The sequence below is a fragment of the Chryseobacterium piscicola genome, assembly GCF_900156685.1.
Taxonomy (GTDB): Bacteria; Bacteroidota; Bacteroidia; order Flavobacteriales; family Weeksellaceae; genus Chryseobacterium; species Chryseobacterium piscicola.
On sequence record NZ_FTOJ01000002.1, the window covers coordinates 154,227 to 176,108 of the forward strand.

Genomic DNA, 21,882 nt, shown 5'->3' on the forward strand with positions numbered 1-21,882 from the left:
CTTTTAAATATCTTTTATAAAATCCTCATATTCATAATAAAACCTTTCAAAACCATCCATTTTTTCAACAAAAAACTCAAAAGTTTCCTGCCATGTATTTTTATTAAAAACAGAGACTCTCTCTCTTTCCACCCAGATTCGGCTGATAACTTTACCGTTTTCTAAAGTGTAGAATTCTTCTTTTTGAAAATCTCCGATGTAGTCTTTCAAAATATCTTCTAGCGACCAAATTTTGTTGTAATAAGCATCTCTGAATAGTTCATCTTTCATTTCTATATCCAAAGAAACCTCAGCTTTTTTCTTGTCTGCATAAAATTTAAATGAAAAATCCTTAATTTTTGTATTGTACAAAATCCATTTTCTCGGAAAAGATTTCCCGAAAGCCATCCAAAATTCCTTCTTTAATTGCTGTGCTTCTTCTTTACTGAACATAAAACAAAGATATGTTTTTTGTCTGGAAACTAGAAGAGCAAAGCGGAATATGAAAACTTGCAGTGCCTATCTGGAAAACTGTATTTTGAGCAAATTTTACTTCATGTTTTAAACTTCAATCTTCCAGCATCCAATTTTTTTTTACTATTTTTGTAGTAATGCTGTCAAAAAAATCTCAATATGCTTTTAAAGCACTTTCATATCTTGTAGAAAAGAAAAATGAAGGACCTGTTCTTATCTCAGAAATCGCAGACCATAAGAAAATTCCGTTGAAATTTCTTGAAAATATCTTGCTCGAACTGAAAAAAGCAGACATTCTCGACAGTAAAAAAGGCAAAGGAGGAGGTTATTTCTTCAAAGAAAATCCGGAAAATGTTAATTTGGCAAAAATTATTCGTCTCGTTAATGGACCCATTGCCATGCTTCCCTGCGTAAGTCTTAATTTTTACGAAAAATGTGCTGATTGCAATGAAGATCATTGTAGTTTGCATGATGTTTTGATTGAAGTACGAGATGCCTCACTTAAAATTTTAGAAGAAAAATCTCTTTTAGATTTAATTGATTAAATCTTTCTAAATTCAAACCATATAAGTCTGCTTTTGATAGGATAGTGTTTTTGTTGAATATTTGCGAATATCAAACAAAAATGATGTATTCAAAACCAAACAATAATTTTATAAATCCTTTAATTTCAGATAGTAGGATTTTGTTTAAATCTTTTTGAATTTTTAAAAAAAATCTGTCTAGTTTGACTGTAATTATTTTAAAATAGTTATCCCAATCAATCTTAAGACATGATGATTTCTAATACAATTCAATGGAAGATTAATGTATTGTTAATTAGAATCGCCGTTTTTTAATTACATTTTTTATTTTGTATAGTTGTGGTTATTGAGATGAAATAAAAATCATTCTCGCCAAAGACAATCTTATTTTCTCAGCTTGCTTTTGGTAGGCATTTTGGCAGAAATAGTAGCTGGATCAATGGAAATGGGTTACGGTATGATTTTGTACTACCACACATTTGTTTTTCAAAATTCTTTCCCATATTGTATGTTTTAGCATTGGGTTTTCAACATTGGAATTTTATTCTCGGGTTTTTGATAGAGGGAATTCTAACCGCACCTTTTTCTGTACTGCTTACCTCAAGACTTCCGGTAAAAAATATGTTTATAATTATTTGACTTTGATGATAGTAATGAGTTTGATAACCAATTACAAATCGGCTATTAAAAATTATTTTGTGGAAAATCTTAGAGAATGGGTGTTAAATTGAAACTAAAAAAATTAAATTTACAACCTAAAAACAAAACATGAATTTACATATTATTGCTCTTTTCAAATTTCAGGAAAATTATCTGATGGAAGCTGTTGAATTATTTCAAAACCTTGTAAAAGAAACCAGAAAGGAAGAGGGATGTCTACAGTATGACCTCATTGAAGACAATGAAAATAAAGGTACTTTTTTCCTCGTTGAACTTTGGGAAACAAAAGAACACCACAATCGCCACAATGGCCAAGATCATTTACTGGATTTCAGAAGAGATGCTTCCAAAATTTTATCCGAAAACGCGCAAGTTTATAAGGGATTTAAGATTTATTAATTTTGCTAGATGCTAGATGCTAGATGCTAGATGCTAGATGCTAGATGCTAGATGCTAGATGCTAGATGCTAAAAAAACAAAAGGCAGTTTCAGAAATTCTGAGCTGCCTTTTTATTAGAAAAAATAGAAAGTATTAGTTTTTGATGAACTTCGATTTTTGAGTTTTACCGTCTTTCATTTTCATAAAAATAGAATAAACTCCTGTTTGAAGTGTATTGATATAGAATCTGTTGTAATCTACATTTCCAGAAGCTGCTCTTGTACCAGCAGCAGAATAAATCTCTACAGACTTTGGCATTTCTTTGCCTACAAATAGTAAAGCTGTATTTTCTGCATTTACAGCAAATGCAATGCTATCGCTAGATTTTTTAATATCTGAAGTAAGCAAAATAGCCAAAACATCATATACTATATCATCTAGATAAACAGCAGAATGGTTTGCTGCACCCATAAATCTCCATGCAATATACTGAGAATTAGAAGCCGGAACATTAAATGTAAGTGTTTGTGATGCAGAGGCTAAAGATATAGTTGTCGGGTTACCTAGTGATGTGAAAGTAGACATATCAGTAAGACTAGAAACCATACCTACTTCAATAGTTGCATTGCCGTTAGAATTGGGAGACATTCCTGTAGTAAATCTTATCTTTTTGCTACCGTCTGGTGATACAATTTTTGGAGAAATAAGATAAGAATACGTATTTGCTGAATTCGCCGAGTAAAACTGAATAGCATTGCTCCCATTATTCAATGCTACATGTACGTTTTGTGGCATAGTAGCAATTACTTTATTCCATCCGTTTTGAGGTATTGCTGTAGAACTTGCTGTAAAAGAGTTGAAGTTTTCATTTAGAGTTTCTGCAGGTGGGCTATCATATACCACATCATCAATTAAAATAGCGGCATGTGCTACACTCCCGATGTATTTAAAAGCAATGTGTTGTTTCGCAGAAGAGGGCACTGGAATTGTAACAGTTTGTTCTGTTATAGATGTTACATTGTAAATTGCACTAATAGATGTGAAAGCAGCAGTTCCTGTTGTAGTGCTCTCAGAAATTAATCCTACCTCTAATGTTCCCGAGCCACCGGTTCCTCCAGTCTGTGCAAAAGAAAATGTAAGTGTTTTTGTGCCATCTGGAGCAATAATTTGAGGGCTCACCAAATACGCCTCTGCATTGGGATAGAAAAAACTATAAAATTGCGCATATTTATCAGATGTTCCGTCAGCATAAACTCTGGGAGCTGTAGCTGATGCCACCTTAGACCATCCATTTTGTGGCCACACTGAAGCTGTGCCTGTTGTGAAAGATTCAAAATTTTCGTTTAACGTTGCAACTTGTGATTTTACAGATATTACCGATAAAAGTAAAGCTCCGAAAAGTAATTTTAATTTCATGTAGGTTTGTTATTTAGAATAGTTCTACAAAAATATATTTTTATTTTTAAGTATTCTAAATAAAAATATGATAAATATCTTGTTTACACTTTTAATAATTAATTTTCTATTTTAAAACATTTTGAAATAGCTTTATTAATCATTGTAAATGAGGTATTTAAGTGCTATCGTACATCTTTGTTTGATGAGTAATTATTTTAATTTTTAATTCTTTTCAACAGGAAATTTAAAATATATCGTTTTTATTATTTTTAATTATTCTAAATAAACCTTTATATTTGAAGAAAAATTTTTCTATGAAGAAGAAAATCCTGTCTTTACTGGTATTATCAGGGATTATGAAGGTTTATGCTCAGAAAAAAGATTCTTTAAACCAAAAAAATATCCAGGAAGTCGTTATTACCGGGCAATACATGCAGCAGTCTATTAATAAATCAATATACAAAGTTGAGTTAATTGATGCTGAAATGATTAAAAATATGGCAGTGAGTACAGCTGCAGAAGTTCTTAATCAAAATCTAAATATTCAGATTGTTCCGGATGCAGGGGATGGAAGCTCACAAGCCAATATCCTGGGCTTGGGGGGAGCTTATACTAAAATATTAGTTGATAATATTCCGGTTGTTACAGACAGGGGAAGCGGAAATCAAATGGATTTAAGTAAAATCAATGTTAATAATATTGAGCGTATTGAAGTGGTAAAAGGTGCTATGGGTGTAGAATATGGGAACAATGCTGTTACGGGAGTCATCAATATTATCACAAAAAAAAGCTATACCAAGAAAGTTAATGTTAATATTTCACTTCAAGAAGAAACTGTTGGTAAAGACTATGATTGGTTCAAAAAAGGGAACGGTAGACATATTCAATCTTTAAATTTAGGGTATAAGATTAATGATAATTGGACGGTCACCGCAGACGTCAATCATAATGATTTCCAAGGTTATAAAGGGAAATACAATGGCTACAAATATTTCCAACCTTTAAATGATGGTAATCGTGGTTACGAATGGCTTCCAAAAGATCTTTTGACGACCAATGCCGCCATCAAATATTCTAACAATAATACTTCACTATTTTACAAAGTCAATTATTTAAGAGAAACTATTAATTTTCGGAATCAATTGGTGGAAGAATATCCTTTAACAGGCGGTAGCAGAACCTATGTTTCAGACGATACCGATTATTTTACAAACCGATGGATTCATCAGTTTAATATTCAGACAAAACTCGGAAGAATTCATTATGTGGGAGATTTTTCTTATCAAACTCAAAAAAGAGAAAGCCAAAATTTCGAATATGATGTACCCAACAGAGCAGAAATTTTACGCGATAATAAACAAGCTTACTACGACTCTAAAGTATTGTACTCCAGAGGGATGTTCAGTAATTTCATAAACAGTGACAAGATTAATTTTCAGTTAGCATATGAGCTTGATCGTACCAGTGGATTTGCCGCTGCATCCACCGTTCAGGGAATTGGCAATCGGGAAAATGTGAATAGGGCTATTTTCAGTTACGCCAACTTTATCTCTGCAGAATGGAAAGTTTCGCAAGATTTCTCATTAAGACCAGGCTATAGATTAAGTATAAGTGACAGATTCCATTCGCAAAATAATTATTCATTAACGGCAAGATACAGCACCTCATCTAAGTCAGATTTACGTGCCGTTTTTGGATCTTCCAACAGATTTCCAACTTATGAAGAGCTTTATACCAACGTAGTAGACATCAATCATAATATTACAGGAAACCAAAATTTAAAACCCGAAACAGGATATTCGGCAGGGTTTTTCTGGGACTATAAGACAAGCAATGCAAGTGCGTGGAAGTTTGATATAGGCCTATCTGCAATGTATTTGGACGTAATAGATCGTATAGAAAACGTTTTAGTAAGCAGAAGCCCACTTGTTTCTACTTATTTAAACATCAATAAATACAATTCTTTACTTTTTGGAGGTATTTTTTCTGCTAAAAAAGATAATTTCTATCTCAAGGCAGGTATTTCTATGATGGGAGTTTCTCAAGAGCTAATTTCTGAAAATGTGATCTCTCCAGATGATTATAATTTTTATACCGAAGCCAACTTAGCTTTAAATTACACACTGCGTTCTTCCAAAACTTTGTTCGCGATTTATTATAAATATACAGGTGAAAGAAAGCAATTTGTACAAGAATCTACAACAGATATTTTGGCAAGACCTAAGTTCACCTTGGGTGAAGTTGGAAGTTTCAATATCATGAATTTCACTGTATCTCAACCGTTTTTAAACAATCATTTTGAATTGGCTGCGGGTGTGAAAAATATTTTTGATGTAAGCTCCGTAAGAAACTCTATACAAAGTGGAGACACTCACAATCCGGCAAATTTTAATCAGAATCTTTTCTACGGCAGAAGTTATTTTGCCAGACTAAATTATAACTTTTAAAATCTTGAAAATGAAAAAAATACTCACGGGATTACTCTTGGGAACTGTATTGTTGTCTCAATCTTGTATTAACGATAACGAAGATGCTATTGCAGTGGCTCCTATAGACGGCGCTTTGGTAGATATAAGTGTAGGAGGAGGTGCGCAACCCAATCAGGTTTGGTTTGATTTAAGTGAAAATGAAAGAGTGGTAACAAAAAGAACAGATTGGGATCTGGCTTTCTACTCGGGAAGCTCATTTAAGGTAATTCTAAACTCATCAATTATGATGGCTGCTGCAAAAATTCCTAATGCAACCAATATTGATGACGTTACCGCAGGAAGTGTTGCTTCTTTGCAGCCTCAGGTTCAGGTAGCTAATTTTAATCCTTATAATGAGATTTATATTGATGATGTGAAAGGTAATTTTCCGTCAGGATATACTGCAATAGAGGAAGTGAAAGCGGAAGAAGCCGAAAACGGAATTTATCTTGTCAACATGGGAAAAGATATTTACAAAGGTTCTGTACCTGTAGGTTCTATCATAACCAGTGGAGATGCCAGAGGTTGGATGAAAATTCAGGTGGTGAGAACTTCTACTGGTTATAAAGTGAAGTATGCCGAACTTGATGCTACTTCTCACAAAGTATTGGCAGTAAATAAAAACTTAACCTACAACTACAGTTTTGTAAGTCTTAAAAATAACAAAGAAGTTCTTATTCAACCTGAAAAAAAGAGATGGGATTTGTGTTTCACTGTGTTTACCAACACAATTGTAGGAGCAGGAAGCTATGTGTATGGAGATTTTGTTACCCACAACAATATTGGCGGAGTAGGTGCCTATGAAGTTATTCTTACCGGTTCGGCATCCGGAATAGAGGCTTACAACAATTTTAAAACTTCAGATATAGATCAGTCTAAATTTATCTTCAATGATCATAGAATAATCGGCTCTAACTGGAGGAATCCTGTTGGAGTAAATGGTCTGGAAGTGTATGGCGACCGTTTTTATGTTATTAAAGATTCAGAAGGATATTATTTTAAACTAAGATTTACAAGACTTACAAAAATAACAACAGATCAATTGGGTATAGCGGGCGAAAGAGGATATCCTTCGTTTGAATTTAAGCCATTATAATTGCTCAATTATCAAACCGAACTATTGGTTTTATGATTAGGAAATAACTTGAATTGACTCCTAAAGTTTCCAAATCTTAAATTTTTGGTTTTTTTCCAGATAAAAGAATATCAAAGAATATAATAATTAATCAAATAAAATTTAAACAATGAAAAAATTCATTATCACCATTTCTATGTTTCTTGCAGTTTATTCATGTAAAAAAGAAAACACAAAAGCTACAGAAAATAATCCGGAAGCTACTTCTGAAGCTCCGAAAACCAACAACAAAATCGTTACCTTAAACGGTGGAATCACCGAAATCGTTGCCGCTTTAGGTCACGAAAAAGAAATTGTGGGCACAGATGTTACCAGCACCTATCCCGCATCTTTGAAAGCTACTGCTAAAGATCTAGGTCATGTGAGATCAATTACGATTGAACCGATTATGGCAGTTTCACCCAATTTAATTTTAGCTTCAGATAAAGACATTAACCCAGATTTGATGGGGAAAATCAAATCTTCAGGTAGTAAAGCTGTAACATTTAATCAAGAATATTCTGTGGAGGGAACCAAAAAATTGATTGCTGACGTTGCAAAAACTATCGGAAGTTCAGATTATCAGAAGCTGAATGATAAAATAGATTCAGATTTAAAACAAATTCTGCCTATCCCCAAAAAACCAAAAGTATTGTTCATCTACGCAAGAGGAAATGTACTGATGGTTTCGGGTAAAAACACACCAATGGCAGCATTAATTGTACTTGCGGGCGGAGAAAATGCAGTTAACGATTTCGAAGATTTCAAACCTCTTACTCCGGAAGCTGTTGTAAAAGCCAATCCAGATGTATTATTCTTGTTTTCTAGCGGATTACAAAGTTCTGGAGGATTGAAGGGTGTTTTGCAAATGCCTGGCGTTTCTCAAACCAATGCCGGTAAAAACAAAAAAATTATCGCAATGGATGGAGGCTTAGTTTCAGGTTTCGGACCAAGAGTAGGAGAGGCTGCAGTTTCATTAAACAAACTTTTAATTGAAAACGCAAAGTAAATTATATTTTTATATAATAGTAACAACCTTACTGCTTGTCTTTATAGCAGTAGGTTCTCTTAGCATTGGCGTGTACGATTTTGAAGGAAAATCTGCCTTTGAAATTTTATTAAAAATAATAAAAGGCGATTCACACTTATCACTAAGCCACAAATATGTGGTTTGGGATGTGCGAGCATCAAGAATTGTAATGGCAATTTTAATAGGAAGTCTTTTGGCGGTTTCTGGTACAGCTTTACAGGGTTTGTTTAAAAATCCTTTGGCAACTGGCGAAGCAATTGGTTTAACTTCGGGAGCGACTTTGCTTGCAGCTATTGCAATTGTTTTGGGAGGGTATTTCAAAAGGTATCTTCCAGAAATAATTCAGTTTTCTCTCACAGGAATTTCTGCATTCTTCGGAGCTTTAGCAGCAATGTTGTTGGTCTATAGAATATCCACCAATGCAGGAAAAACCAATGTTGTGATGATGCTTTTGAGTGGTGTAGCTATTACTTCCATCGGATTTTCAATTACAGGATTTCTTATTTATATTTCTAAAGATGAGCAGCTTAGAGATCTTTCTTTCTGGAATATGGGAAGTCTCGCTGGAGCTACGTGGATGAAAAATTTGATTCTTGCAATTGTTCTTACTACTTCCTATAGCATTTTACTTCCTCAAGGTAAGGCGTTAAACGCCATGTTGTTGGGTGAAAAAGATGCACAGCATTTGGGAATTAATGTTCAAAAATTAAAAAAGAAAATCATCATCATTACCTCTTTAATGATTGGAACTTGCGTTGCTTTTTCAGGTACAATAGGCTTTGTAGGTCTCATTGTGCCATATATTCTAAGGCTTTTGTTTAATTCAAATTATACTTTCATTTTACCGCTATCTGCCGTTTTGGGAAGTATTTTATTGCTTATTGCAGACACCATCAGCCGAAGTATTGTTGCGCCGTCAGAATTACCAATTGGTATTTTAACCTCATTAATTGGAGGTCCTATTTTTATTGCAATTTTGATGAATTTTAAAAAATCGATATAATGATTAAAGCACAGAAAATCAATTATAAACATAAAGAATTTCATATTCTGAATAATGTGGATGTGTCTTTAGACTTTGGTGTCTTTTTAGCCATATTGGGACCAAACGGTGCCGGAAAATCTAGCCTTCTCAGTGTTTTGGCAAATGAAGTGAATTGCAAACAGAAAATTTTATTTAAAGATAAAGATATTAGCAACTGGGAAATTACCGAGCTTTCAAAACACAAAGCTAAATTCTCTCAGCACAATTCAAATGATATTCCTTTGCAGGTAAAAGATGTTGTAATGATGGGTCGCTATCCTTATTTTGATGCCCAGCCCAAAGAGGAAGATCTAAAGACAATAGATGAAATGATGCATCAAACAGATGTTTATCATCTAAGAGAAAGACAATACAATACTTTGTCGGGTGGTGAGAAACAACGCGTACACTTGTCAAGAGTGTTGGCACAATTACAAAATAATATCCCTCAAAAGCTTCTTTTTTTGGATGAACCTTTGAATAATCTGGATGTAAAATACCAATACAAAGCTTTAGAAATCATTAAAAAATTTACAACTAAAGAAAATTCTGCGGTGGTTGTTCTTCATGATCTCAATTTGGCGGCTCAGCATGCTGATAAGATTTTGTTAATGAAATCGGGAAAAGTAGCTGCCTATGGAACTCCAAGAGAGGTTTTTACAGCAGAAAATATAAGTGTAACGTATAATTTCCCTTGTACAATTTGCAATCATCCAATCACAAATAACCCAATGATTATTTTTGGGTAAGATGGTAGAAAAAGCCTTCTGCGTTTAGCCCAAAACATACAATATAGAGGAAGTGATATTTCAGAACTCTTGTACAAGGAAACCCAAAGATTAAATCAAAAAAAAGTAACAAAAAGGAGAAAATTTGTTTCCTATAAAGAAACGAAAGTGCCTTTGTTTAGATAAATTTTGATATAATATTTACGATTTACACAGTCTGTTTCTGCAACTAATATCTTGAATATTTAAATGAAATTCGTCCGTATGTAAAAGCCAACGAAACCTTTTTTTACTGTAGGATAAAGCTGTTTAAAGGAAAATTTGTGTCTCTCTTTATAATGTATAAATACTTCAACTCCTATGAAATGGAAGAAGGAGCCTCTTCAACTCAACTCATTTTAGAATAATATAAATTTTAAAAAAGAGTAAGTATAAAGTAAAGCTGCAAACAAATTCGTCACATGATTATACAAGATTTAAAAAACAATAAATAACCCAATAAATAAACAAATAAATGAATCAATCAATGAACATTTTAGTCAACGAATTAAAAGAAAAATGGGAAGCTCTGAAAGCTGAAAACCCACATTTAAGAATAAGAAATGCCGCAGATCAACTAGGAGTTAGTGAAGCTGAATTATTAGCAACATACCTAGGAGAAGGCGTTACGATTTTAAAACCCGAATTTCAAAATATTTTAACAGACGTTGAGCAGTTAGGAAAAGTAATGGCACTGACTAGAAATGAAGAGTGCGTTCACGAGAGAAAGGGAACTTACCTAAACGGAGATTTCAGCAGTCCCCACGCACAGCTTTTCGTAGGAGAAGAAATAGATTTAAGAATCTTTCAAAATCACTGGAAATTTGCTTTCGGAGTTGTAGAAGGCAACAGGAAAAGTCTTCAGTTTTTCGCGAAAAACGGTTCGGCATTGCACAAAATTTATTTAACGGAAGACAGCAACGAAGCTTTATTTGATACTATTATTGAGAAATTTAAAGCTGAAGACCAAAATCAGATTTTAGAATTTGAAAACATAGCTCAAAAACCAGAAGAAAAAGCAGATGCCGAAATTGATGTTGAAGGTTTCCAGAAAGCATGGGTAGAATTGAAAGATACCCACGATTTCTTTATGATGACCAGAAAATTCGGTGTTTCAAGAACGCAGGCTTTGAGATTGGCTCCAGAAGGTTTTGCAAAAAAAATAGATTCTTCTAAAGTGATAAACATTCTTGAAGATGCTTCTGAAAAAAAATTACCAATAATGATTTTTGTTGGTAACATAGGAATTATACAAATCCACACAGGCGAAGTGAAGAAGACAATGTGGCACCAGCAATGGTTCAACGTTATGGATCCTGATTTCAATTTACATTTAGACGTAACAAAAATAGCTGAAACATGGATCGTGAAAAAACCAACTGAAGATGGCGAAGTTACCGCGATTGAAGTATTCAACAAAGAAGGAGATTTTATTGTGCAGTTCTTTGGAAAAAGAAAGCCGGGAATCCCCGAACTACAGGAGTGGAAAGATCTTGTAGCTAGTTTAGAAGACTAAAAAAAGTAAAATTTTTATAAGACCGTTTTGTTTTTATTTCAAGACGGTTTTTTTATTAAGCACAAATCATACAAATATTTTAATGCTTGTCTGCAATCTGTCATTAGTGAAAATATTTTGTACGCAGCCTGCCAAACTATCTTTTCTATCTTGAAAACCAGCGAGACTAAAAATTTTTTATTGGCAAGTGCATTAAATTTAGCATAATTATAGAATTGAGAATATTTAATATATATTATCAAAGACCAGTCGAATTTTATTTTAATTCAGATTATCATTTGTGATTTTTGTGAAAATTATTACTCATATTTGAAGCTTTAAAGCAATATTCAAGCATAGTAAAGATAAATTTTTGCCCTGCTTAACAATATTTTTAAACGATAAAACTATATTTTTATGTTGGTGCAAAATATTCTTACATTGTTGCAGGATATTGCTGCTTTCCAAAAGAATATTCTAGCATCTTAACGTAATGTTAGCGTAGATTCAGAATTATATAGTAAGAGCCTATATAAATTTGATGATATGTAAACATTCTTTAAACTGAAAAAAAATAAGATATCTTTTTGTAATGATCAAAAAATATAATAAATTAAAATTTTTAAATTAATAATAATGAAAAATACTTTATTCATCATGCTTTTACTGGGTTTTTTACCAATAAAAGCGCAAAACTTCAAACCTTATCAATTTTATGATAAAAAAGGAAAAGAAATAAAAACTGAAAGATTGGTAAAAGAATTAGCTGATTACGACGTCGTATTCTTTGGCGAAAATCACAACAATTCTATCAACCATTGGCTGCAGCTCAAAATTACCGAAGCATTATTTGAAAAGAAAAACGGACAGCTAATTTTAGGAGCCGAAATGTTTGAAAGAGACAATCAATCTCAGCTAAATGATTATTTGAGCGGAAAATTTGATGCTAAAACGCTGAAAGACTCTGCAAGATTATGGAACAATTACGCTACAGATTACAAACCCCTGGTTGATTTTGCAAAAGATAAAAAACTCCAATTCATCGCCACCAATGTTCCAAGAAAATATGCTTCGCAAACATCAAAAGAAGGTCTTGAATCTTTAAATAAATTATCTACCGAAGAAAAAAAATTCATTGCACAATTGCCAATTAAAGTAAGTCTTCAAACTCCGGGATATCCAGAAATGAAAACCATGATGGGCGACCATGCAGACGAAATGAAGGTGATGAATTTTATCTCTGCACAAGCCACTAAAGACGCTACTATGGCAGAGTCTATAATAGAAAATTTTCAGGCCGGAAAAACCTTCATCCACTACAACGGAAATTTCCACAGTAAAGAATTTGGGGGGATTTATTGGTACATCAAACAGAAAAATCCAAACCTGAAAATGGCTGTCATCTCCGTATTCGAATCAGAAGACTCTGAGTTGAAAATACCTCAGAAAGACTACGTTCCCACAGATTTTAACCTGATTATTCCAGAGGATATGACGAAAACATATTAACCTGAGTTTGGATTGTTAAATTATTAGAAAAGATCAATAAAAAATGAAAAAACTTTCTCTATACCTGCTTTTCTTTATCAGTTTCATCAACGCTCAAAAGTTCACTTCCACTGAGCTAGAAATCATCAATCAAGGAGATATTACAACAAATTTACCTATTTATCAAACAGTAGAAGATCATCAGCATCAAACTTTATTAAATCTTTCAACAGACATAGATCCACTCGATAAAAACACAGAGATTCTTGTTAATAGAATGAAAGCATCACTTCAATCTACCGACGGTGGAGTAGGAATTGCTGCTCCACAAGTGGGAATCAACAGAAAAGTAATCTGGGTGCAACGGTTCGACAAAGAAGGTGAACCTTTGGAGTATTTCCTGAATCCGGTCATCACATGGAGATCAGAACTTCAGAATCTCGGTCCGGAAGGCGATCTTTCCATCCCCAACTTTTATGATCAGTTTTACAGAAGCAATGTCATCCAACTAGAATATGTAGATTTAAAAGGCCAGAAATTCACCGAAATGGTTGAAGGTTTCACAGCTGTAATTTTCCAACATGAAATCGATCATCTCTTCGGAATTTTAATTTCCGATAAAAAGCAAAAAGAGAAAGGTGAGGTTTTTATTAAAGTTGATGCTTTTAAGCAAAGCGATGTTGTGGGGAAATAAGGTTGTCAGACTTTACTCATATTCCGTAAATGTTAATGTGAAAAAATCAGGAAAACCATCACCACTATAATATTCATTAACAAAATTTTCATCTGTATTGCTTTCATTAATAACTAATGTAATGACTGCGAAATTAGTAGTTCCGTTTTTTACTTTTGCCAATGATAAGATTTTTTATCTGGCATTTTTTAAATGTTTAAAAGAAAAATTACTCAGGCGATTCTGTCTTATTTCCATATAAACTCGTTCTGTAATTAATACCCCAATTGGCTACTTCATCAATAATCGGAGCTAAAGTTTTACCAAATTCCGTGATTTCATATTCTACAGTGATAGGTTTTGTGTCTAGAACTTCTCTTTTGATTAAATGATTCATTTCAAGATCCTGCAATTCTTTTGAAAGCATTTTTGAACCAATACCATCCACCTCACGCAAGAGATCCATAAATCTCATTTTGTTACTCTGCAAAAGAGTACCCACAATATGGAACTTCCATTTTCCTGAAAGCAGTTCCACGGTATCCTTTATAGCATTCATGCGGTGTTTGCAGACGGTATTGTTATTTACTGTTGATGTTTTTTTCATAATACTTAATTGATGCAAAGATAAGAAATTTTGTATACGTAGTTTCTTAGAGGAAACCACTTTCCTAAATGAAATTGATAGTTCACGGGAACTTGTATTTTTTTATTTTTGCTTCATTCAAGATAATTTCTAATGAGATTTTATAGAAATTTGATCATCTGCAGCCTCAGTATTTTATCACTATCATGCAGCGGGCAGAATGACAAGAAAAAAAACAAGAAAATGAGTACACAGACAACCAACCCACTTCTATGTGATCCTGAAACAGGAGTTTGCGGAGTTCCAGGAAGTGAAGAAAACGGTTTAGTAACTGTAGATACAACCGAAAAATCTGTTAAAGTAATATATTTTACAGACCCTATTTGTTCATCTTGCTGGGGAATTGAACCTCAATTGAGAAAAATGAAGCTTGAATATGGTAAAGATATTGATGTAGAATACCACATGGGTGGACTTTTACCAGACTGGAGCTACAACAGTGGAGGAATCAGTAAACCGTCTGATGTTGCTCATCATTGGGATGAAGTAAGCGGTTATTATGATATGCCGATTGACGGAGATGTGTGGTTGCAAGATCCTTTAGACTCTTCTTATCCACCCTCTATAGCATTCAAAGCTGCTCAGTTGCAAAGTGAAGAAAAAGCCATTCTTTTTATGAGAGAAATGAGAGAATTGGTCTTTCTGAAAAAGAAAAACATTGCAAAATGGGAAAATATGGCATTGGCCGCTGAGAAAGTTGGTCTTGATGTGAAGCAATTAAAATCAGATTTCGAAGGTAAGGCAAAAATCTTATTTGATAATGATTTGAAAATGGCAAGAGAATTTGGTGTGAGAGGGTTTCCTACAATTTTCTTCGTTAATAATAAAGGCGAAAAACAAATGGTTTATGGTTCAAAGCCCTATCCGTTTTACGAAACAGCAATTCTTACAGTAAATCCCAAAGCTTCAAAATCAGAATTTGCAAAAGATTGGGAATCATTATTCAAAAAATATAGTTCACTCACCGCAAAAGAATTTACAGAACTTTCAGGAAATGGTAGAAATGAGAGTGAGAAAATACTGAACGAGCTAGCCTCTCAAGGAAAGCTTGAGAAAATCACCACAAAAAATGGCTCTTTGTGGACCTTAAAATAACCAAACATTCATTTATATACTTTACTAAAAAACATTCTTTTAGACGTCGTAGATTTTTCTGCGACGTTTTTTTTGTGACTCAATAATTATATTCGTTAATTAATTAAAAAAAATAAAAATAGTTTTAAATACAATCTGGAAACTTCAATAAAGATTCTTATGTTTAATGACAAAAGGCTAAGATTTTCAGCCTTAAAACCTTTTCAATTCTCATCAAAAAATCTTACTTTTGCATATCTATAAAAAAGTAAAAGAAAGAATGAATTCCTACAAAAATCCATTGGAAGAGCGCTACTCCAGCCAAGAGATGTTGTTTAACTTTTCTCACAACAACAAATTCCAGAATTGGAGAAAGCTTTGGATTGCTTTGGCTGAGATTGAAAAAGACTTGGGTCTAGACATCACAGACGAGCAAATTGCAGAGTTGAAAGCCAATGTTGACAATATCGATTACGATAAAGCAGCAGAATATGAGAAGAAATTCCGCCATGATGTGATGGCTCACGTTCACACTTACGGCGATGTAGCGCCTTCAGCAAAAGGAATTATTCACTTGGGAGCAACTTCAGCTTTTGTAGGAGATAATACAGATTTAATTCAAATCCGTGACGGACTTTTAATTTTAAAGAAAAAGTTGGTTAACGTAATGAAAAATTTAGCTGATTTTTCTATTCAATATAAAGATCTTCCCACTTTAGGGTTTACTCACTTCCAACCTGCTCAGTTAACCACAGTTGGGAAAAGAGCAACACTTTGGTTACAAAGTTTGGTTCTTGATATTGAAGAATTGGATTTCTTCCTGGAAACATTGAGATTCAGAGGTGTAAAAGGTACAACCGGAACTGCAGCAAGTTTTCTGGAGCTTTTCAACGGTGATTATTCTAAAGTGAAACATTTAGATAAAGAATTGTCTAAAAGATTCGGTTTCGAGAAAGTTTTTGGTGTTTCGGGTCAAACTTACGACAGAAAAATCGATGCTAAAGTAGTGGCTTTATTAGGGAATATTGCTCAATCTGCACATAAATTCACCAACGATTTACGTTTACTTCAAAATTTGAAAGAAATTGAAGAACCATTCGAGAAAAACCAAATCGGTTCATCGGCAATGGCTTACAAACGTAACCCAATGAGAAGCGAAAGAATAGGAGCTTTAGCAAAATATGTAATGTCTTTAACGACAAGTTCTGCGATGGTGGCTTCTACGCAATGGTTTGAAAGAACTTTGGATGATTCTGCAAACAAAAGATTGACTATTCCACAAGCATTTTTAGCAGTGGATGCAATTTTATTGATTTGGAATAACATTATGAACGGAATCGTGGTGTATCCAAACAGAATCAACAAACATATTATGGAAGAATTGCCGTTTATGGCGACAGAATACATCATTATGGAAGAAGTGAAAGCGGGTGGAGACCGTCAGGAAATCCACGAAATCATCAGAGTTCACTCAATGGAAGCTTCTAAACAGGTGAAAGAAGAAGGAAAAGAAAATGATTTGATCGAGAGAATCTTAAACGACCATTCTTTGAAGCTTGATAAATCAAAATTAAAAGAAGTACTAGATCCTAAAAACTTCATCGGTTTTGCACCTATTCAAACGGAAGAATTCATTGCCAATGAAGTTCAGCCTATTTTGGATGCCAACAGCGAATTGCTTGGTTTGGAGTCTGACCTGAAAGTATAAACTTTATGCAGTCTCTTGGGCTGCATTTTTTGTTTGAAAATTAAGTTTTCGATTTAATTTATTCCGTAGGAATAAAATCTGTGTAGATAGTATGTTGCTACGAGTGCGCATTCCGTAGGAATGATATCTTTGTAAGAATGATAAAAATAAAATCTTATGCCTAATACTTATACACAAATTTATATTCAGGTTGTTTTTGCAACAAAAGGACGAGATATTAAAATTAAATCAGAAGTAAGAGAAGAAGTTGAAAAATATATTTGTGGAATATTTAGCAATAAGAAACAAAAAGTATTAGCTATTTATGCAAATCCAGACCATATTCATATCTTCTTCAGTTATAAGAATTTGCAGATTACAATTCCGGAACTGATTAAAACGGTTAAAATTGAATCCACAAATTTTATTAATGACAGAAAATTGTGTTTTGGAAAGTTTTTCTGGCAGGAAGGTTATGGCGCATTTTCTTATGCGAAAAGCCAGAAGGATAAAGTTGTAAATTATATTCTGAATCAGGAAAAACATCATTCGAAGAAGAGTTTCAGAGAAGAATATATGGAGATGCTGAACGCATTTGAAATTGAATTTAAGAATGAATATTTGTTTGAATTCTATGATGATGAAAATTAATTTTTTGATTGCAGGAGAATTATTTTTGTGAGTTTTAATGACAAGAAGATAGCAGTCCTACGGACTGCACCATTCCTTCTAATATGCTTACTACACAGATATGATTCCTAACGGAATCGCTTGTGACAATCGTAATACAAACATCCGTAGGAGTGTTCTATGCGTAGAAAAACAGAAATACAAATAAATCTGCATTCCGTAGGAATGCTATAAAATATATTTGCAAATTCAAAAAATTTGCTTTGAAATTAAAAATAAATCTAATAAATATCTGACATCTAATGTCTCAAAACAAAAGAATTTTCGTAGAAAAAAGAGGAATTTTCGATGTAGAAAGTCCTAAAATTTTTGATGAAGTAAAAGCGGTGGTTCCATCTATCCAAAGCGTAAAAGTGTACAATGTGTACGATATTTTCAATTTGAATGACGGCGAGTTTGAAAAGGTAGTTAACAGCACTTTCGTTGACCCAGTTACCGATATTTTAATCGAAGAAAATCCTGCAAAAGGAATTTATTTTGCATTAGAATTTCTTCCTGGACAATACGACCAGCGTGCCGATTCTGCGCAGCAATGTATCGCTTTACTCACTGGAAATGAGAAACCTAAAGTAAGAAGTGGTAAGCTTATCGAATTCGAAGGAGTTTCTGAATCTGATTTAGGTAAAATTAAAGACCTTCTCATCAATAAAGTAGAATCTCAGGAGAAAGATTTATCAACTTTAAATATTCCTGCGGAAGAAACACCGTCAAAAGTGATTATTCACGAAGGTTTTATCAATTTTGATGATGCTCAGCTTGAAGAATTCTTTAATAATCACGGTTTTGCATTAGGATTGGATGATTTGAAATTTATTCAGGAATATTTTAGAACTGAAAAAAGAAATCCTACCGAAACTGAATTAAAAGTTTTAGACACCTATTGGAGTGACCACTGCCGTCACACAACGTTTGAAACAGAGTTGTCAAATATCGAATTTGAAGGACAATTTAAACATACATTGGAAACTATTTTCAATGATTATATCGAAAAAAGAAAATTCTTAGGACGCGAATTGAAACCCATTTCTTTGATGGATCTGGCGACTGTTTGCGCAAGATATTTCCATAAAACAGGCAACTTAGAAAATTTGGTGGTTTCTGACGAGATCAACGCTTGTACCATTCAAATTGAAGCTGAATACGATGGTAAAAAAGAACCTTGGTATTTATTATTCAAAAACGAAACACACAATCACCCAACAGAAATTGAACCTTTCGGTGGTGCTTCAACTTGTTTAGGTGGCGCAATTAGAGATCCTTTATCTGGGCGTTCTTTTGTTTTCCAAGCAATGAGATTAACGGGCGCTGCAGATGTGTTGGAGCCGGTTGACCAAACTTTACCAGGGAAATTACCTCAAAAAACAATCACAAAACAGGCTGCAAACGGATACTCTTCTTACGGTAACCAAATCGGTTTGGCAACTACAATGGTTTCCGAAATTTACGATGAAGGCTACAAAGCAAAAAGAATGGAAGTTGGTTTTGTAACCGGCGCTGTTCCTGTAGATTGGGTAAGACGCGAAAAGCCTGAAGCTGGCGATTCTATCATCATTTTAGGTGGAGCAACTGGTCGTGACGGTGTTGGCGGAGCAAGCGGAAGTTCTAAAGAGCAGGACGAAACTTCTATACACACGATGAGTTCTGAGGTTCAGAAAGGAAATGCAGTTGAAGAACGTAAAATTCAGAGGTTATTCAGAAATCCTGAAGTGACGAGATTGATTAAAAAGTCTAATGATTTCGGAGCGGGTGGAGTTTCTGTAGCCATCGGTGAAATCGCTGATTCTTTGGAAGTTAATCTAGATGTTTTACCATTAAAATACGAAGGTTTGAACGGAACTGAGCTTGCTATTTCTGAATCTCAGGAAAGAATGGCGGTTGTGGTTGAACCAAAAGATAAAGAGCAGTTTATCAAATTCTGTGAAGCTGAGAACATTGTCGCTGTTGAAGTGGCAAAAGTGACAGATTCAGGAAGAATGCAGATGTTCTGGAAAGGTGATAAGATTGTTGATCTTTCAAGAGAATTTCTTGATACTAATGGCTGTTCTAAAAGTCAGGAAGTTAAGATTACACATCTCAATGAAGTAAAAGACGAAACTCAGACTTTTAATGAAGAGAATTTCCTGAAAATTTTAAGCGACAAAAACGTTGCTTCTCAAAAAGGTTTGTTGGAAATGTTTGATTCTTCTATCGGTGCCACTACGGTTGCGATGCCTTTGGGTGGAAAATACCAGCAGACTTTGATGGAAGGAAGCGCTCAAACTCTGCCTATTTTAGGTGCAAAAGATGTTGAAACGGTTTCTTTTGCCAGTTGGGGATTTGATGCCGAAATTTCAAAGCAAAACTCATTATTGGGCGCTTCTTATGCCGTTGTAGAAAGCGTTGCTAAAATCGTGGCGATGGGTGGCGATTATAAAAATATTAGACTTAGTTTTCAGGAGTATTTTGAGAAATTAGGTCAGAATCCTGAGAAATGGGGCAAGCCATTAGCTTCTCTTTTGGGAGCTTATGATGCACAGATTAATCTTGGTTTGGCTGCCATCGGAGGTAAAGATTCAATGAGTGGTACGTATCAGGATTTGAATGTTCCGCCAACGTTGATTTCTTTCGCTTGTGCTAATGGAGAAAAGAAAAATGTGATATCTCCAGAATTTAAACAAGCAGGAAATAAACTGTATTTCTTCAATCATATTCCACAGGAAAACGGACTTCCAAATTACGAAAATCTGAAGGCTGTTTTTGAATTGATTTTCGAAAATATCAAAGCTGGAAAAATAGTTTCAGTGAAGACTGTGAAAGAAGGAGGCGTTGCAGTTGCTTTAGCAAAAATGAGTTTCGGTAACAGATTGGGAGCTGAAATAAATAGGGCTGATGAGAACGTTTTATTGGCTAAAAATATCGGAAGTTTTATCATCGAAGCAACAGAAAACTTAAGTATTAATCAACTTCAATTAATAGGTGAAGTTAAAAATTCTGATTATTTGAAAATCAGTAATTTAGATTTTAAAATCGAAAAATTACTTGAAGCCAATACAAAAACGTTTGAAAACCTTTTCTCAACGGTTGAAAAAGAAAAAATAGTGGTTGAATTGGATTCAAAATTGAACTCAATTAACCCAAGAAATATCATTATTAAGAAACACGGTCTTGCTCAGCCTAGAGTTTTTGCACCAATCTTCCCGGGAACAAATTGCGAATACGATACGCTGAATGCATTCCAAAAAGAAGGTGCCGTTGTTAGTAGTTTGCCTTTGATTAATATCAATCATCAACTGCTGGACGAAAGCATCAACGCTTGGGTAGAAGAAATTAAACAGTCTCAGATTTTAGCATTCTCCGGAGGGTTTTCTGCGGGTGACGAACCAGACGGTTCTGCTAAGTTTATTGTGAATGTTTTGAAGAACGAAAAGATGAGAAATGCCGTTCACGAATTGCTAGATAGAGACGGAATGATCATTGGAATCTGTAACGGTTTCCAGGCTTTGGTGAAGTCAGGATTGTTGCCTTACGGAAGAATTAAGGACTTGGATGAAAATTCTCCGACCTTAGCTCACAATGCCATCAGAAGACATATTTCTCAAATGGTGAATGTGAAGGTTCTGAATGACGAATCACCTTGGCTGAAAGGAATGAAAGATCAAGTTTATACGATTCCAATTTCTCACGGTGAAGGTCGATTTATGGCTTCGGAAGCGGAAATTCAGAAGTTGTATGAAAACGGACAGATTGCTACTCAATATTTAGATTTAGATGGAAACATCGCTCACGGAATGCCGTTTAATCCAAATAATTCATTATTCGGAATTGAAGGAATCACAAGTCCGTGTGGAAAAATTTATGGTAGAATGGGACATCCTGAACGTTTTGCAGAAGGTTTGATGAAAAATATTCCGACAGCGAATTATCATAACATCTTCAAAAATGGAGTCGAATACTTCAAATAAAAATAACATAAAATCGGCTGTCATCAATGGCAGCCTTTTTTCTGATTTGTCTGGATTCTACGAAGAAGTTTCAGCAATCTTGATGGAAGGCGCAGGCTGGAAATTGGGCACGCTAGATGGTTTTGATGATATTCTTTATGGATTTCAGGGGGAGATTATTTGGAAAGATTCTGAGAAATCTAAACAAGATTTGGGCTTTGAAGCAACCAAAGAATTTTATCAAAATAAAATCAAGCAAGGAAAACCTTTTAATATTGATTTGATTCAACAAAAACTGGATGAACTGGTGAAGGGAAACGGACCGACTTTATTTGATATATTGTTTGAGATTATAGAATCACATCAAAATATAAGGTTGATTTTAAAGTGAT

The 21,882-nt window shown here is 34.0% G+C and carries 19 protein-coding genes; 15 read left to right on the forward strand and 4 right to left on the reverse strand.

Going from position 1 to position 21,882, the window contains the following annotated elements:
* Nucleotides 1-3 precede the first annotated feature (3 nt).
* Nucleotides 4-432: a DUF4268 domain-containing protein gene (locus tag BW939_RS04705; RefSeq protein ID WP_076450377.1), complete on the reverse strand. Its 429-nt coding sequence runs from the start codon at nt 430-432 to the stop codon at nt 4-6.
* 158 nt (nt 433-590) lie between these two features.
* Between BW939_RS04705 and BW939_RS04710 the strand changes: the two genes are divergently transcribed.
* Both BW939_RS04710 and BW939_RS04720 read left to right on the forward strand, forming a co-directional pair.
* Nucleotides 591-998 carry an RrF2 family transcriptional regulator gene (locus BW939_RS04710; RefSeq protein ID WP_076450380.1) on the forward strand — a complete coding sequence of 136 codons (408 nt, stop codon included), beginning with the start codon at nt 591-593 and terminating at the stop codon, nt 996-998.
* Nucleotides 999-1,745: 747 nt separating this feature from the next.
* Complete coding sequence (locus tag BW939_RS04720; RefSeq protein WP_076450382.1) at nt 1,746-2,036, forward strand: putative quinol monooxygenase; 291 nt, start codon at nt 1,746-1,748, stop codon at nt 2,034-2,036.
* Nucleotides 2,037-2,169: 133 nt separating this feature from the next.
* Here the strand turns inward: BW939_RS04720 and BW939_RS04725 are convergent, their stop codons facing one another.
* Nucleotides 2,170-3,432 (reverse strand): choice-of-anchor J domain-containing protein, encoded by a 1,263-nt coding sequence (locus tag BW939_RS04725; RefSeq protein WP_076450384.1) that lies wholly within the window; start codon nt 3,430-3,432, stop codon nt 2,170-2,172.
* A gap of 296 nt (nt 3,433-3,728) precedes the next feature.
* Between BW939_RS04725 and BW939_RS04730 the strand changes: the two genes are divergently transcribed.
* From BW939_RS04730 to BW939_RS04765, 8 genes are all read left to right on the forward strand, one after another.
* On the forward strand, nt 3,729-5,861 hold the full coding sequence (locus BW939_RS04730; RefSeq protein WP_076450386.1) for a TonB-dependent receptor plug domain-containing protein: 2,133 nt from the start codon (nt 3,729-3,731) through the stop codon (nt 5,859-5,861).
* A 10-nt stretch (nt 5,862-5,871) separates the two neighbouring features.
* Nucleotides 5,872-6,978: an HmuY family protein gene (locus tag BW939_RS04735; RefSeq protein WP_076450388.1), complete on the forward strand. Its 1,107-nt coding sequence runs from the start codon at nt 5,872-5,874 to the stop codon at nt 6,976-6,978.
* 148 nt (nt 6,979-7,126) lie between these two features.
* The gene (locus tag BW939_RS04740; RefSeq protein ID WP_076450390.1) at nt 7,127-8,005 is read left to right on the forward strand and encodes a heme/hemin ABC transporter substrate-binding protein; all 879 of its coding nucleotides are present in this window, start codon (nt 7,127-7,129) and stop codon (nt 8,003-8,005) included.
* Nucleotides 7,989-9,029: a FecCD family ABC transporter permease gene (locus BW939_RS04745; RefSeq protein WP_076450392.1), complete on the forward strand. Its 1,041-nt coding sequence runs from the start codon at nt 7,989-7,991 to the stop codon at nt 9,027-9,029. Before BW939_RS04740 ends, BW939_RS04745 begins: the two co-directional genes overlap by 17 nt.
* Nucleotides 9,029-9,799 (forward strand): heme ABC transporter ATP-binding protein, encoded by a 771-nt coding sequence (locus BW939_RS04750; RefSeq protein WP_076450394.1) that lies wholly within the window; start codon nt 9,029-9,031, stop codon nt 9,797-9,799. Before BW939_RS04745 ends, BW939_RS04750 begins: the two co-directional genes overlap by 1 nt.
* 505 nt (nt 9,800-10,304) lie before the next feature.
* Nucleotides 10,305-11,333 carry a hemin-degrading factor gene (locus BW939_RS04755; RefSeq protein ID WP_076450823.1) on the forward strand — a complete coding sequence of 343 codons (1,029 nt, stop codon included), beginning with the start codon at nt 10,305-10,307 and terminating at the stop codon, nt 11,331-11,333.
* A gap of 615 nt (nt 11,334-11,948) precedes the next feature.
* The gene (locus BW939_RS04760) at nt 11,949-12,821 is read left to right on the forward strand and encodes a ChaN family lipoprotein (protein WP_076450396.1); all 873 of its coding nucleotides are present in this window, start codon (nt 11,949-11,951) and stop codon (nt 12,819-12,821) included.
* A 43-nt stretch (nt 12,822-12,864) separates the two neighbouring features.
* A complete protein-coding gene (locus BW939_RS04765; RefSeq protein WP_076450398.1) occupies nt 12,865-13,494 on the forward strand; it encodes a peptide deformylase in 630 nt (209 codons plus the stop codon).
* A 12-nt stretch (nt 13,495-13,506) separates the two neighbouring features.
* Here the strand turns inward: BW939_RS04765 and BW939_RS15825 are convergent, their stop codons facing one another.
* The gene (locus BW939_RS15825; protein WP_159439255.1) at nt 13,507-13,656 is read right to left on the reverse strand and encodes a hypothetical protein; all 150 of its coding nucleotides are present in this window, start codon (nt 13,654-13,656) and stop codon (nt 13,507-13,509) included.
* A 46-nt stretch (nt 13,657-13,702) separates the two neighbouring features.
* Nucleotides 13,703-14,080 carry a winged helix-turn-helix transcriptional regulator gene (locus BW939_RS04770; RefSeq protein ID WP_076450400.1) on the reverse strand — a complete coding sequence of 126 codons (378 nt, stop codon included), beginning with the start codon at nt 14,078-14,080 and terminating at the stop codon, nt 13,703-13,705.
* Between the two features lie 222 nt (nt 14,081-14,302).
* Here BW939_RS04770 and BW939_RS04775 point away from each other — a divergent pair, with 222 nt between their 5' ends.
* From BW939_RS04775 to BW939_RS04795, 5 genes are all read left to right on the forward strand, one after another.
* Complete coding sequence (locus tag BW939_RS04775; RefSeq protein ID WP_076450825.1) at nt 14,303-15,214, forward strand: DsbA family protein; 912 nt, start codon at nt 14,303-14,305, stop codon at nt 15,212-15,214.
* Nucleotides 15,215-15,473: 259 nt separating this feature from the next.
* A complete protein-coding gene (gene purB / locus BW939_RS04780) occupies nt 15,474-16,901 on the forward strand; it encodes an adenylosuccinate lyase (RefSeq protein WP_076450402.1) in 1,428 nt (475 codons plus the stop codon).
* A 156-nt stretch (nt 16,902-17,057) separates the two neighbouring features.
* Complete coding sequence (gene tnpA, locus BW939_RS04785; RefSeq protein ID WP_076450403.1) at nt 17,058-17,531, forward strand: IS200/IS605 family transposase; 474 nt, start codon at nt 17,058-17,060, stop codon at nt 17,529-17,531.
* A gap of 281 nt (nt 17,532-17,812) precedes the next feature.
* Entirely contained in the window at nt 17,813-21,511 is a 3,699-nt protein-coding gene (locus BW939_RS04790; RefSeq protein ID WP_076450405.1) for a phosphoribosylformylglycinamidine synthase, read from the forward strand.
* Nucleotides 21,489-21,881 (forward strand): barstar family protein, encoded by a 393-nt coding sequence (locus tag BW939_RS04795; protein WP_076450407.1) that lies wholly within the window; start codon nt 21,489-21,491, stop codon nt 21,879-21,881. Before BW939_RS04790 ends, BW939_RS04795 begins: the two co-directional genes overlap by 23 nt.
* Nucleotide 21,882: the final 1 nt, after the last annotated feature.